A 12,664-nucleotide genomic window follows, 5' to 3' on the forward strand; every position below is an offset into this window, starting at 1 on the left:
GATTGGTTTTCGATCTTTAGATTCCCTGGTGGGGCGCGGATTGATTGCCGACCGCGCATCCGTCCCACCCACCGCCGCTGACCTCGGCGGTGACCGCCGACCGGGCGACGAAGCCCTGCAGGCGTCACCGATAACGGCTCTGGGCTGGCAAAACGCCACCCCATGACGACGGTTGACGTACTCCCTTAACGAACGTTTCACGCGCTGTCCGCCGGGTGGTCGTACCCACCGGTGGCACACGCTCCGCGGGGGCGATTCCTCCGGCAGCACCGACCTCTGTACAGGCCGCGACCAGCCGGGACGGCCGTCACCGTGACGGTGGTCCGCCCCGGCCGCGCAGGCCTTCCCAATTCCCTTCCTGATCGGCGGTAATTGTGCGTAGCCTGCTTCTTCTTGCCCTTGTCGGCCTTGGTGCGCAACTGGTCGACGGCAGTCTCGGGATGGCGTACGGCGTGACATCCACCACATTGTTGCTGGCTCTCAACACGGGTGCGGCGAGCGCTTCGGCGACCGTTCACCTGGCCGAGATCGGCACCACCCTCGTCTCCGGCGCCGCCCACTGGAGGTTCGGCAACGTCGACTGGACGGTGGTCCGTCGGGTCGGCGTGCCGGGTGCCATCGGGGCGTTCGCCGGGGCGACCTTCCTGTCCAGCCTCTCGACCGCGACCGCGGCCCCGATCATGTCGCTGATCCTGCTGACCCTCGGCCTCTACGTGCTGATCCGGTTCACCGTCGCCGGCCTGCCCCGCGACCGGGTCGGCCTGCCCCTGCGCAAGCGCTTCCTCGGCCCGCTGGGGCTCGTCGCCGGCTTCGTCGACGCGACCGGGGGCGGCGGCTGGGGGCCGGTCGGCACCCCGGCGATCCTGGCCAGCGGCCGGCTGGAACCCCGCCGGGTGATCGGCTCGATCGACACCAGTGAGTTCCTGGTGGCGGTCGCCGCCAGCCTGGGCTTCCTGGTCGGCATCGGCTCGGAGAACATCAACTTCGGCTGGGTGGGCGCGCTGCTGCTCGGCGGCATGATCGCCGCGCCGATCGCCGCCTGGCTGGTGCGACTGGTCCCGCCCCGGGTGCTCGGCTCCGCCGTCGGCGGGGTCATCGTGCTGACCAACATCCGGACCCTGCTGCGCAGCGAGTGGATCGGCGCCCCGGACGCCGTCCGGTACGCCTGCTACCTGGTCGTCGTGGTGCTCTGGGTGGCGGCGGTGACCTGGTCGCTACGCCGGCACCTGGCCGACCGGCCGACGGCGCCGGTCGCCGTCGGGCCGGAGAGCGGTGCCGGAGAGCCCGCCACCACGTCGAGCTGACCCCCGGCGGCCGGCGGCTGCTCGACCTCCCGGGCCGGGAACAGGTCGACGAGCCGCCGGCCGTCCCCACCCGCCCGCCCGGGGCCACCGGGTACCCGCCCGTCGCCACCGGGTGCGGTTCGCCCACCGCAGTCGGGGCGACGCAGCGGGGCCGTCGTGCGGCACCGGGACGGCGGGTGCGCTGATCTACGATCCTGGATGGCGTCGGCGAGGCGCCCGATCGTGGAGAGGCAGCGGATGAAGCTGATGCGGGTTGGCCCGGCCGGCGCGGAACGGCCGGTGCTGTACGCCGACGGTCGGCACTACGACCTGTCCGCGCTCACCCCCGACATCGACGGCGCGTTCCTCGCCTCCGGTGGCCCCGACCGGGTCCGGGCGGCCCGCGACCTGCCGGAGCTGGACGTCACCGGGATGCGGGTCGGCCCGCCGGTGGCCCGCCCCGGCGTGGTGCTGTGCGTCGGGCAGAACTACGCCGCGCACGCCGCCGAGTCCGGAGCCGCCCCGCCCGAGACCCCGATCGTCTTCTACAAGGCGCCCAACACCGTGGTCGGCCCGTACGACGAGGTGCTGGTGCCCCGGGGCGCGACCGCGACCGACTGGGAGGTGGAGCTGGCCGTGGTCATCGGCCGGCGCGCCCGCTACCTGGAGTCGCCCGCGCAGAGCCTGGCCCACGTCGCCGGCTACCTGGTCGCCAACGACGTGTCCGAACGCGACTTCCAACTGCGCGACTCCGGTGGCCAGTGGTCCAAGGGGAAGTCCTGCGAGACGTTCCAGCCGCTCGGCCCGTGGCTGGTCACCCCGGACGAGATCCCCGACGTGCAGGACCTCGGGCTGCGCTCCTGGGTCAACGGCGAGCCCCGGCAGGACTCGCGCACCGCAGACATGATCTTCGACGTGGCGTACCTGGTCTGGCACCTGTCGCAGTACACCGTCCTCGACCCGGGCGACGTGATCAACACCGGCACGCCCGAGGGGGTGGCCCTGTCCGGCCGGTTCCCCTACCTGCGCCCCGGTGACGTGGTGGAGGTCGAGGTGGACGGTCTGGGCCGGCAGCGGGTCACCATGGCGGCGGCCTGACCGGCGGCCGGGGAGCCGCCGTCGGCACCGCCCGTCGGGTCGGCACCGGCCGGCGGGAGCCGGCGGCCGCAGCCCCGGGTCAGCGGACCAGCCGCAGGCCGGACATGCCGCCGTCGACGGCCAGCGCGGTGCCGGTGGTCGCCCCGGAGACCGGGGAGGCCAGGAAGGCGACCGCCTGGGCCACCTCGTCGGCGGTCACCAGCCTGCCGGTGGGCTGCCGGGCGGCCAACCGGCGCTTCTCCGTGGCCGGGTCCTGCGCCCCGGCGAGCAGCCGGGCCACCCACGGGGTGTCCACCGTGCCCGGCGCCACCGTGCACACCCGGATGCCGTCGCCCACCAGGTCGGCGGCCATCGCCAGGCTGAGCGCGTGCACCGCGCCCTTGGTGGCCGAGTAGACGGCCCGGTCCACCAGGCCCGCCGTCGCGGCGATCGAGGTGATGCTGACGATGGCGGCGCTGGCCGAGCGGCGCAGGTGCGGCAGGGCCGCCCGGCAGGCGCGGGCCACCCCGACCACGTTGACGTCCAGACACCGGTGCCACTCGGCGTCGTCGGCGGCCTCCACCGCACCGACCGCGCTGACCGCCGCACAGTTCACCAGCACGTCCAGACCGCCCAGGGTCGCCGCGACCCGGTCCATGGTCTGCTCCAGCGGGGCGGTGACGTCGGCGGTGAGCCGCAGGTGCGCCCCGCCGGCCCCGGGATCGCGGTCGAGCACGGCGACCCGCGCCCCGCGGGCGGCCAGCAGGTCGGCGACCGCCGCGCCGATGCCCGAGCCACCCCCGGTCACGGCGGCCACCAGGCCCTGGAAATCCGTCATCTCGGCACCTCGTCGACGGGCGGTGGAGGCCGGGGGACGCCCACCCGCGCCCGACGCCCACCGGGCCGGCACGCCGCGACGACCGACGGGCCACCGGCCCGCCCCGCCGGTGCGCAGGATGCCGCACCCCGCGCCGACTGCATAGATCATATAGAATTCGTCAATCACGTCCCGGCCGTGCGAGCGGGCACGGCAAGGTGGCGTGGCAAGGCGGCACGGCAACGAGGGCACGGCGAGGGGGAGCGGCGAGGGGGGGGCACGGTGCGCATCGCGTTGTTCGTCACCTGCCTCAACGACGCGTTCTTCCCCCGGGTCGGCATCGCCACCGTGACCCTGCTGGAGCGGCTCGGCCACACCATCACCTTCCCCGCCGGGCAGAGCTGCTGCGGCCAGTTGCACGCCAACACCGGCCACCGGGCCCCGGCCCGCGACCTGGAACGGCACACCGAGGCGGCGTTCGCCGGTCACGACGTCGTCGTCTCGCCGTCCGGCTCCTGCGTGGCCCACCTGCGGGCGCACACCCGGCTGCCGGTGCACGAGCTGTCCGAGCTGCTGGTGGACGTGCTCGCGGTGACCGACGTGGGGGCCCGCTTCCCGTACCGGGTCACCTACCACCCGACCTGCCACGGGCTGCGGATGCTGCGGCTGGGCGACCGGCCGCTGCGGCTGCTCGCCGCCGTGCGCGACCTGGAACTGCTGCCGCTGCCCGAGCCGGAGCAGTGCTGCGGCTTCGGTGGCACCTTCGCGCTGAAGAACGCCGCCGTGTCCGGGGCGATGCTCGCCGACAAGTGCGCCCACGCGGTCGCCACCGGCGCCGACTACCTGGCCGCCGCCGACAGCTCGTGCCTGGCCCACATCGGCGGTGGCCTGGCCCGCCGACCCGACGCCCCACGACCCGTCCACTACGCCGAGATCCTCGCCGCCACCGGCAGCCAGGCGATCGGATGACGCCCCCGCCGGGCCGGCACCTGCCCATCGTGGCGGCCACCCCGTTCCCCCGGGCGGCGGCCGGCGCGCTGCGCGACGCCCAGCTCCGGGCCACCCTGGGCCGGGCCACCCGCACCATCCGGGACAAGCGGGCCGCCGTGGTGGCCGAGGTGCCCGACTGGGAACGGCTGCGCGAGCGGGCGGCCCGGGTCAAGGACGACGTCATCGACCGGCTGCCCGAGCTGGTGGACCAGTTCGCGCGGGCGGCCACCGCCGCCGGGGCGACCGTGCACCACGCCGCGGACGCCGCCGCCGCCAACGCGCTGGTCACCGAGCTGGTCCGGGCGCGGGGCGTCGACCGGGTGGTGAAGGTCAAGTCGATGGCGACCCAGGAGATCGGCCTCAACGAGGCGCTCGCCGCGGCGGGGGTCACGGCGGTGGAGACCGACCTGGCCGAGCTGATCGTGCAACTCGCCGACGACACCCCGTCGCACATCCTGGTGCCGGCGATCCACTACCACCGGGGGCAGATCCGCGAGCTGTTCGCCCGCCGGATGCCCGGCTTCACCGCCGACTCGGACGAGCCCGCGGTGCTGGCCGGCGCCGCCCGGGAGTACCTGCGGCGGACCTTCCTGTCGGCCCGGGTCGCCATCTGCGGGGCCAACTTCGCGGTGGCGGAGACCGGTTCCCTGGTGGTCGTCGAGTCCGAGGGCAACGGGCGGATGTGCCTGACCCTGCCGGACACCCTGATCGCCGTGGTCGGGGTCGAGAAGCTGCTGCCCCGGTTCACCGATCTCGGTGACTTCCTGCGGCTGCTGCCGCGTTCGTCGACCGGTGAGCGGATGAACCCGTACACCTCGATCGTCACCGGGGTGACCCCCGGCGACGGGCCGCGCCGGCTGCACATCGTGCTGCTGGACAACGGTCGTCGCCGGATCGCGGCGGACCCGGTGGGGCGGGCGGCGTTGCGCTGCATCCGCTGCTCGGCCTGCCTGAACGTGTGCCCCGTGTACGAGCGGGTCGGCGGCCACGCCTACGGCTCGGTCTATCCCGGCCCGATCGGCGCGATCCTGTCACCCCAACTCACCGGGCAGGACGCCGGCCACAACGCGACCCTGCCGTACGCCTCGACGCTCTGCGGGGCCTGCTACGACGTCTGCCCCGTCAAGATCGACATTCCGGCGATCCTGGTGCACCTGCGCCAGACGGGGCCGAAGCCGGCCGCCGAGCGCGCGGCGATGGCGTGGCTCGCCTGGACGATGCGCGACCGTCGGCGGTGGCGGGTGGCGCTGCGCACGGTCCGCTCCGGCGGCCGGCCACTGCGGGTGCTGACCCGGCGGCACGGCGGACGGCTGCGCCGGGCGCCGTGGCCGCTGTCGGCCTGGACGGCGCACCGGGACGCCCCGCTGCCGGCCGGGGAGTCCTTCCGCGACTGGTGGCGGCGGACCCATGACTCCTGAGCTGAGCGCGCTCTTCGCCGCCCGCGCCGGTGACTACCGCGCCGGGGTGCACCCCTGCACCCCGGCGGAGCTGCCCGACCTGCTCGCCACCCTGCTCGCCGGGGCCACCGCCGTGGTGCTGCCGGCCGGGACACCTCCGCAGTGGACCGCCCGGCTGGGCCCGCCCACGCTGCCCGGGGACACCCTCACCGCCACCGAGCTCGACGCGCCCGGCCTGGCCGTGCTCACCGGCTGCGCGCTCGCCGTCGCCGAGACCGGCACCCTGGTCCTCGACGGGGGCCCGGCGCAGGGCCGCCGCCTGCTGACCCTGGTCCCCGACCACCACGTCTGCGTGGTCCGGGCCGCGCAGATCGTGGCCGACGTGCCCGACCTGGTGCGCGCCCTGCCCGACCCGACCCGCCCCGTCACGATGATCTCCGGGCCCTCCGCGACCAGCGACATCGAGCTGAGCCGGGTGGAGGGCGTGCACGGCCCGCGCCGCCTCGACATCGTCTGCCTGCCACCGGCGTAGCCGGCCCGCCTGTCGTTCCGGCCGGCGTGCGCACCCCGGCTACCCTCGCCGCCGTGGACGCTGTGGAGATCGAAGCACCCGTGGTCGCCGTCACCGTGTATCCGGACCGTGCCCGGGTCACCCGAAGGGCGAGCATCCGGCTGGCCGCCGGTGAGCACCGGCTCCGGATCGCCCCGCTGCCGTTGCGGCTGCGCCGGGACTCGCTGCGGACCGGGGGCGGGGGCCCGGCCACCGTCCTCGGTGTGGAGGTGAGCACCTGGCGGCAGGCCCGCAGCACCGACGGTCAGGTCGACGCGCTGACCCGGCGGGCCCGGGAACTGGCCGACGAACTCGCCGAGACCGACGACGCCGCCGAGGTCGAGACGCAGCGGCAACAGTTCCTCACCCGGCTGGCCGACCGGGCCGGCAGCACCTACGCCCGTACGCTGGCCGCCGGTGACGCCGCCCCGGCCGACGTGACGTCCTTCGCCGACGCGGTCGCCGCCCAGCTCACCGACTCCCACCGCCGCCGACGCGGGCTGGCCCGGCGACGTGTCGACCTGACCGAGGAACTGGCGGCCGTGCAGCGGCAGGTGGCCGACGCGGGCGGCAAACAGGCACCGGACCGGCTGGCCGCCGACGTGACGGTCGCCGTGGACGCCGACGACACCACCGTGGACCTGGAGCTGACCTACCTGGTCGACGGGGCCCGCTGGCAGTCCTCCTACGACCTGCGGCTGGTCGGCGACGCCATGACGGTCACCTGGTCCGCCCTGGTCACCCAGGACACCGGCGAGGACTGGCCGGAGTGCGCGCTCCAACTGTCCACCGCCCGCCCGGCGGCGGCCTCCGGCGTACCGGAGTTGTCGCCCTGGTACCTCGACCGGGTCCGGCCGGTCCCGGTGGCGCGGGCGGCGGCGAGCTTCGGTGCGCCGCCGCCGCCCGCGCCCGCCGCGGCCCCGGCCGGAGGCGGTGGGGCGGCCCGCGCGGGCGGGCCGCGCCCGGTCGTGCGGGAGAGCGTCGCCGAGGTCGAGCAGGGTGTCACCGCCGCGACCTACCGGCCGGCCCGCCCGGTGGCGGTGCCCGCCGACGGCAGCGCCTACCGGGCCGTCATCGCCGTACTGGACCTGCCGGTCCGCCTCGACCACGTGACCGTGCCGCTGCGGGCCGCCGAGGCGCACCTGCGGGCGACGGTCCGCAACACCTCCACGCACACCCTGCTGCCCGGCCCGGCGGCGGTGTTCCACGACGCCGACTTCGTCGCCACCACCCGGCTGCCGACCTGGGCGCCCGGTGAGGAGACCGAGGTGGCACTCGGGGTGGACGACCGGGTCCGGGTGGAACGCGAGCTGACCCGGCGCTCCGACACCCGGGCCGCGCTCGGCTCCACCCGGCGGCGGGACGTGGAGTACCGGATCAGCGTGGCCAACCACACCCCGCGACCGGCGACGGTGGAGGTCCGCGACCAGCTGCCGGTCTCCCGCGACGAGGCGGTGACCGTCCGGGAGGCCACCGTCGTCCCGCCGCCGGACGAGCGCACCGACCTGGGCGAGCTGACCTGGCGGCTGCGGCTCGGGCCGGGGGAGGGCGGCGACATCACCCTCGGGTTCCGGGTCGAACTCGGCAAGGGCGTGGAGCTGGCCGGCTGGCGGGAGTGACGGGCGTTCCCGCCGCGACCCGCCCGGCCGGGCGGGCCGCGGCGGTCACCCGACGGCCGTCACGGTGAGCGCGGCGACCGACGGGTGGGGCTGCCCCTGCGCGTCGTCGATCGCCACGGCCAACCCGCCGGTGGCACCCGGCCCGGTGGGGGTGGACACCCGCAGGGCCGGGCCGCCGTCGACCCGGGCCACCGTCACGCCGTCGCGCACGGTGACCGTGACCCGGTGGGTGGCCGCCGGGTCCACGGCGGCCTCGGCGACCACCCGGCCGGCACGCAGCACCGCCACCCGGCCGTGCGTCACCCGGACCGAGACCGTGGCGTCGCCGTTGACCCCGACCAGCAGGGTGACGGTGCCGCCGTCGGCGCGCAGGCCGCGCACGGTGGCGTCGGCCGTGTAGCCGGTCCAGTCCGCGCTGGCGTACGCGAGCAGGGTGCCGTAGGCGCGGCGTGGGCTGTCGGCGGGGAACCGGCCGCCGGTCAGCGGGGACAGGTCGGTCATCGGCTCACCGTGCTGGTCACGCCAGTCCCAGGGACGGGCGAACGGGTCGGTCACCACGGCGGGCACGGCCGTGCGTTCGACGACCGCGCTGACCAGTTCGGCGGCGGTGGTGCGGGCGTACACCTCGGCCCGTTCGACCTGCCCGTCGGCGGCCGACCGGCGGCTGCTCGGTTGCGGGGCGAGCGACTTGTTGGTCAGCGCGGCGACGAACCGGGTGGCGATCAGGTCGCGGCTGAACGCGGCGGCCTCCGGGTCGGTCGTCGCGTCCCCGATCTCGGAGAACGGGTACGCGAACAACTGCGGGCGGGGCAGCCGGTGGTCGGTGAACGCGGCGAACATCGCGTCGAAGTCGGCGGTCAACCGCTGCCGGTAGCCGGCCAGGCTCTCGCGCGCACCGGTGGCCGGCTCCCAGCGCCGGTGGGTCAGCGGGGAGCCGAGCCGCCCCGGCGCGGTCTGCACCCGGGTGTGCAGGTCGTGGGTGTGCGCCTGGAAGTCCCACCGACCGGAGCGGCGCATCCGGTCGATCTCCGCCCAGCTCAGGTAGTACGGCCGGTGGGTGCCCACCTGCGCGGTGATCAGGTAGGAGGCGGCCACCATGCGGTGCCGCCGAAGGATCGGGTCGGCGTACGACCACAGGCCTCGGGTGCCGTCGTCGAAGGTGAGGTAGACCGACCGGGGCGGGACGCTCCCGCCGCGCAGGTAGTCGACGTACTGGGCCGAGGAGATCGTCCGGTAGCCGGCGGTGCGCAGGGCGGTGAGCTGGGCGTCGAACGCCTCCGGGGTGACCACGTAGTGTTCCCGGCCGGTCGGTTCGGTCGCCGCCGGGTCGTCGCCGTGCGGCCGGATGTCGTGGTACGCGACCACCACCGGCGCGGCCCGGTCCGGCAGCCGCCCGGCCGTCTCGGTGAAGCGGCGCAGGTCGGCGGGGTCGACCCGGGTGACCGGGGTGTCGTGCTGCCCGCTGACGTGGCGGCGCAGGTCGTCGAGGTACCAGGACACCCCGAAGGGCGCCGCCACCACCAGCAGGGTGACCAGCGACAGCAGCCCGCCGAGCGCGCGTGGCCAGAGCCGGCTCACCGGAGCACCTCGCCCCGGGTGAACACCACCGCGTAGAGCAGCACCAGCGTCCCCGCCCCGGCGAGGGTGAGCGCGACCCGGGCCAGCCGGGTCAGCACCCGCCGCCCGGCGTTCACACCGTGCTCCGCGACCACACGCCGCGCCGGATCGTCCCCACCGACCAGGGCAGCAGCCAGGACAGCACGGTGGCGGACAGCACGCTCATCAACGGCCGGTACGCCCAGCGCGGGTCACCCGGGTTGTCCAGCCGGTAGGCCAGCCCCCACGCGGTGCCCTTGAGCAGCACCCCGCACAGGTAGAGCAACGGCACCGCCCACCAGCCGCGCAGCGGCGCCCAGACCAGGTGGGAGAAGGCCATCGCCGGGGCCAGCGCCACCCACAGCGCGTGTCCGTAGTAGAGCGCGGCCGGGCCGGGCCCCCGCCGCCACATGAACGTGCCGGTGAAGAACAGGTTCCGCACGTAGCTCTTCTTCCAGCGGGTCTGCTGGCGCAGGAACGGCCGCAGCCGGGCCGGCACGGTGGTCCACACCTTCGCCGAGCGGACGTAGCCGACCCGCCAGGCGCGCGGCGGGTGGTCCTCGTCGCGGACGAACGGCGAGTCGGCGAAGCGCCGCTTGAGCCGGTCGCCGATCCAGCGTTGCCCCAGCACGTAGCCGGTGAGCTGCCGGTCGGTGGCGAACCGGAACTCGCCGCCGAGGAACCGGTCGGCCGCCCAGGCGGGCAGGTAGTTGAGCACCGCCTCCCGCCGGAACACCGCCAGCGGGCCGGAGACGCAGGTGACCGCCCCGAACGACGCCTCGGCCGCCTTGGAGACCCGGAACTGGCCCTCGTACCAGACGTCCTGCACCCGGCTGAGCAGCGACTCGTCGGGGTTGAGCGCGCGGGCGTGGCCGCTGACCGCACCGAGGTCCGGTTGCCGCAGCAGCGCCTCGACGCAGCGTCCCACCGCGTCCGGGGCGAGTACGCAGTCGGAGTCGGTGAAGGCGAGCACCTCGCCGGTGGCGTGCCGGGCGGCGTGCACCAGGGCCCGCTTCTTGCCGACGTTGCGGGGCAGGTGCAGCACGGTGACCGGGAGTTCGGCGGCGAGCCGGTCGAGCACCTCGGCGGTGCCGTCGGTGGAACCGTCGTCGACCACGATCACCTGCAACGGGCGGTACCCGCTGCCGGTCATCGACCGGACGCACGCCTCGATGCCGTCGGCCTCGTCCTTCACGGCCACCAGCAGGCTGACCGTCGGGGACGGCGGCAGCGGCGGGAACGTGGCGGCGTGCCGGGGCTGCGCCGGGGCCTCGGCCGGGTCGACGTAGCGGGCGTAGGCCAGGTAGAACACGGCGACGGTGGCGGTGAGCACGGCGAAGCCGTAGAACGCCAGCAGCGGGGCGTACGGCAGCAGGGGCAACTGGCGAGCCAGCAGCACGATCAGCGGGAGCAGCGCGAGCACGGTGAGCAGCCGGCGCAGGCCGCGCCGGACGGGGGCGGTCGCCGGCATCTCAGACGACCTCCCGCCGGGGCAGTCCGGTGAGCCGGTAGGTGGCGTCGAGCACCATCGGCTGCCCGCGCAGCCACGCCTCGTCCAGGCCGGACTGGCGGGTGTGCACGACCACCAGGTCCCACTCCCGGTCGGCCGGGTCGGCGACCCGGTGCAGGAGCTGGCCGTCGGGGGTGCGGACCGTGTCGACGAGGTCGTCGACGAAGGCGACGTCCGCGCCGGCCCGGACCAGCTCGCCGATGATCTCCAGCGCGGGGGACTCCCGGACGTCGGCGACCCCGGGCTTGTAGGTCACCCCGGCCAGCAGCACCCGGGCCCCGAGCAGCGGGCGGCCGGCCCCGGCGAGCAGTTCCCGGATCCGGTCGACGACCCGGCGGGGGCGGGCGGCGATCCCCCGCATCGCGGTCTCGATCAGCGGTGCCTCGCGGCGCTGCCCACGGACCTGCCACAGCAGGTAGTGCGGGTCACACGGGATGCAGTGCCCGCCCACCCCCGGGCCCGGCTGGAAGGCCATGAACCCGTACGGCTTGGTGTCCGCCCCGTCGATCACCTCGGTGACGTCCAGGTGCAGGTCCCGGCAGAGGTCGGCGAACTCGTTGGCCAGGGCGATGTTCACCGCCCGGAAGGTGTTTTCCAGCAGCTTGGTCATCTCGGCGGCCTCGGGGGAGCCGAGCCGGTGCACCAGCGGGGTGATCCGGGCCAGCGCGGCGGCGGCCCGCGCGGTGCACTCCGGCGTGGTGCCGCCGACCACCCGGGGGGTGAGTTCCTGCCGGTGCCGGTCGTTGCCGGGGTCGACCCGTTCCGGGGCGAACGCCACGAAGACCTCCTGCCCGACCCGTAGGCCCCGGGCGGCCAGCGGCTCGACCAGCAGCTCCCGGGTGGTGCCGACGTAGCTGGTGGAGGTCAGCACGATGGTCTGGCCGGGGCGGGCGTGGGCGACCACCGCCGCGCAGGCGGCCCGCAACGCGGTGAGGTCGGGGGCGAGGTGCCGGTCCACCGGGGTGGGCACGCAGATCAACACCGTGTCGGCGTCGGCGATCTCGGCGACCGCGGTGGTGAGGCGCAGTGCCGGGTCGGTGGCCCGCAGCGTCTCGCGGAGCCGGCTCCGGTCGTCGTCGAGCAGGTCGGCCCGGTCGGCCCGGATGTCGTCGAGCCGGTCCGGGGAGATGTCCACCCCGGTCACCCGGGCGCCGCCGGCGACCAGGGCCAGGCTGGTCGGCAGGCCCACGTAGCCGAGGCCCACCACTGCGGTACGCGCACCGGGGCCGGCGACGGCCGGCTCCGGCGGGGCGACGGGGGAGACGGGGGCGGTGGTCGGGACGTCGGCCCGGGCGGCGGGCAGGAGCTGCGACATGGTCGGTGGCCCTCACGGAAGGTGAACGGGGATGACCCCAGAGTGCCGATCCGGTCGCCCCGTCGGCTGTCCGTCGAACAGCCGCCCGGCCGCAGAAAGACTACGGTCGGTGACTGTCCGTTCGGTCAGTTCTCGGCGCGGTGGCAGCCCGGACGCGTCGTTGTCGCCCCGGTGTCCTGACTCACGGTCGTCCCAGCCGACTCACCGGCCCCGCCGGTCACGGTGCCCTCGGCGGTCGACGTCGAGTAAGAATCATCACTGGCGGTGAGCCGCCGGCCGTGCTCCACCGCCCTGCCCCGGCCGGCGCGGCGGGCCGGGGCCGTGCCCCGGGGTGGCGCCACACCCCGGGGGTGGTCCGCCGGTCGCGGTCCGCGAAGCCTTGCCGGGCGCGGGTACGGCGGCTTGCCGGGCGCGGGTGCGGCGCGGTGCCGGGCGGGCGGGGTGGCGCGGCCCGCTGGACATCTCCCGGCACGCCCATCAATGGTCACCGACAGTGAGGTCGTCGTGTCG

10 protein-coding genes are annotated in these 12,664 nt (G+C 75.4%); 6 read left to right on the top strand and 4 right to left on the bottom strand.

Annotated features, from left to right (window positions below):
* The first annotated feature begins 374 nt into the window (after positions 1 to 374).
* Positions 375 to 1,304: a sulfite exporter TauE/SafE family protein gene (locus ACN265_RS11125; protein WP_204923165.1), complete on the top strand. Its 930-nt coding sequence runs from the start codon at positions 375 to 377 to the stop codon at positions 1,302 to 1,304.
* Between the two features lie 237 nt (positions 1,305 to 1,541).
* Complete coding sequence (locus ACN265_RS11130) at positions 1,542 to 2,381, top strand: fumarylacetoacetate hydrolase family protein (RefSeq protein WP_357933748.1); 840 nt, start codon at positions 1,542 to 1,544, stop codon at positions 2,379 to 2,381.
* Positions 2,382 to 2,460: 79 nt separating this feature from the next.
* Here the strand turns inward: ACN265_RS11130 and ACN265_RS11135 are convergent, their stop codons facing one another.
* Positions 2,461 to 3,198: an SDR family NAD(P)-dependent oxidoreductase gene (locus tag ACN265_RS11135; protein ID WP_420119187.1), complete on the bottom strand. Its 738-nt coding sequence runs from the start codon at positions 3,196 to 3,198 to the stop codon at positions 2,461 to 2,463.
* Positions 3,199 to 3,459: 261 nt separating this feature from the next.
* Here ACN265_RS11135 and ACN265_RS11140 point away from each other — a divergent pair, with 261 nt between their 5' ends.
* Genes ACN265_RS11140 through ACN265_RS11155 form a run of 4 tightly spaced genes read left to right on the top strand, consistent with a single transcriptional unit; the run spans position 3,460 to position 7,733 of the window.
* Positions 3,460 to 4,146, top strand: a complete 687-nt coding sequence (locus tag ACN265_RS11140) for a (Fe-S)-binding protein (protein WP_421407235.1) — start codon at positions 3,460 to 3,462, stop codon at positions 4,144 to 4,146.
* Entirely contained in the window at positions 4,143 to 5,585 is a 1,443-nt protein-coding gene (locus tag ACN265_RS11145; protein WP_420119189.1) for a lactate utilization protein B, read from the top strand. Before ACN265_RS11140 ends, ACN265_RS11145 begins: the two co-directional genes overlap by 4 nt.
* Positions 5,575 to 6,096, top strand: a complete 522-nt coding sequence (locus ACN265_RS11150) for a LutC/YkgG family protein (protein ID WP_204923161.1) — start codon at positions 5,575 to 5,577, stop codon at positions 6,094 to 6,096. Before ACN265_RS11145 ends, ACN265_RS11150 begins: the two co-directional genes overlap by 11 nt.
* Before the next feature lie 53 nt (positions 6,097 to 6,149).
* On the top strand, positions 6,150 to 7,733 hold the full coding sequence (locus ACN265_RS11155) for a DUF4139 domain-containing protein (RefSeq protein ID WP_421407236.1): 1,584 nt from the start codon (positions 6,150 to 6,152) through the stop codon (positions 7,731 to 7,733).
* A 45-nt stretch (positions 7,734 to 7,778) separates the two neighbouring features.
* On the opposite strand, the gene ACN265_RS11160 is transcribed toward ACN265_RS11155, so the two are convergent.
* The 3 genes from ACN265_RS11160 to ACN265_RS11170 all read right to left on the bottom strand — a co-directional run bounded on the left by ACN265_RS11160 (position 7,779) and on the right by ACN265_RS11170 (position 12,154).
* Positions 7,779 to 9,311: a polysaccharide deacetylase family protein gene (locus ACN265_RS11160; protein WP_421407239.1), complete on the bottom strand. Its 1,533-nt coding sequence runs from the start codon at positions 9,309 to 9,311 to the stop codon at positions 7,779 to 7,781.
* A gap of 112 nt (positions 9,312 to 9,423) precedes the next feature.
* A complete protein-coding gene (locus ACN265_RS11165; RefSeq protein WP_421407242.1) occupies positions 9,424 to 10,800 on the bottom strand; it encodes a glycosyltransferase family 2 protein in 1,377 nt (458 codons plus the stop codon).
* Position 10,801: 1 nt separating this feature from the next.
* The gene (locus tag ACN265_RS11170; protein WP_204923157.1) at positions 10,802 to 12,154 is read right to left on the bottom strand and encodes a nucleotide sugar dehydrogenase; all 1,353 of its coding nucleotides are present in this window, start codon (positions 12,152 to 12,154) and stop codon (positions 10,802 to 10,804) included.
* Positions 12,155 to 12,664: the final 510 nt, after the last annotated feature.

The organism is Micromonospora sp. WMMD730, assembly GCF_049178955.1.
GTDB classification, from domain to species: domain Bacteria; phylum Actinomycetota; class Actinomycetes; order Mycobacteriales; family Micromonosporaceae; genus Micromonospora; species Micromonospora wenchangensis.

What these genes read in the sequence shown, in the direction of transcription:
- ACN265_RS11130 (WP_357933748.1), top strand. Translation starts at nt 1,542, where the DNA reads ATGAAGCTGATGCGGGTTGGCCCGGCCGGCGCGGAACGGCCGGTGCTG.
- ACN265_RS11135 (WP_420119187.1), bottom strand. Translation starts at nt 3,198, where the DNA reads ATGACGGATTTCCAGGGCCTGGTGGCCGCCGTGACCGGGGGTGGCTCG.
- ACN265_RS11145 (WP_420119189.1), top strand. Translation starts at nt 4,143, where the DNA reads ATGACGCCCCCGCCGGGCCGGCACCTGCCCATCGTGGCGGCCACCCCG.
- ACN265_RS11150 (WP_204923161.1), top strand. Translation starts at nt 5,575, where the DNA reads ATGACTCCTGAGCTGAGCGCGCTCTTCGCCGCCCGCGCCGGTGACTAC.
- ACN265_RS11165 (WP_421407242.1), bottom strand. Translation starts at nt 10,800, where the DNA reads ATGCCGGCGACCGCCCCCGTCCGGCGCGGCCTGCGCCGGCTGCTCACC.
- ACN265_RS11170 (WP_204923157.1), bottom strand. Translation starts at nt 12,154, where the DNA reads ATGTCGCAGCTCCTGCCCGCCGCCCGGGCCGACGTCCCGACCACCGCC.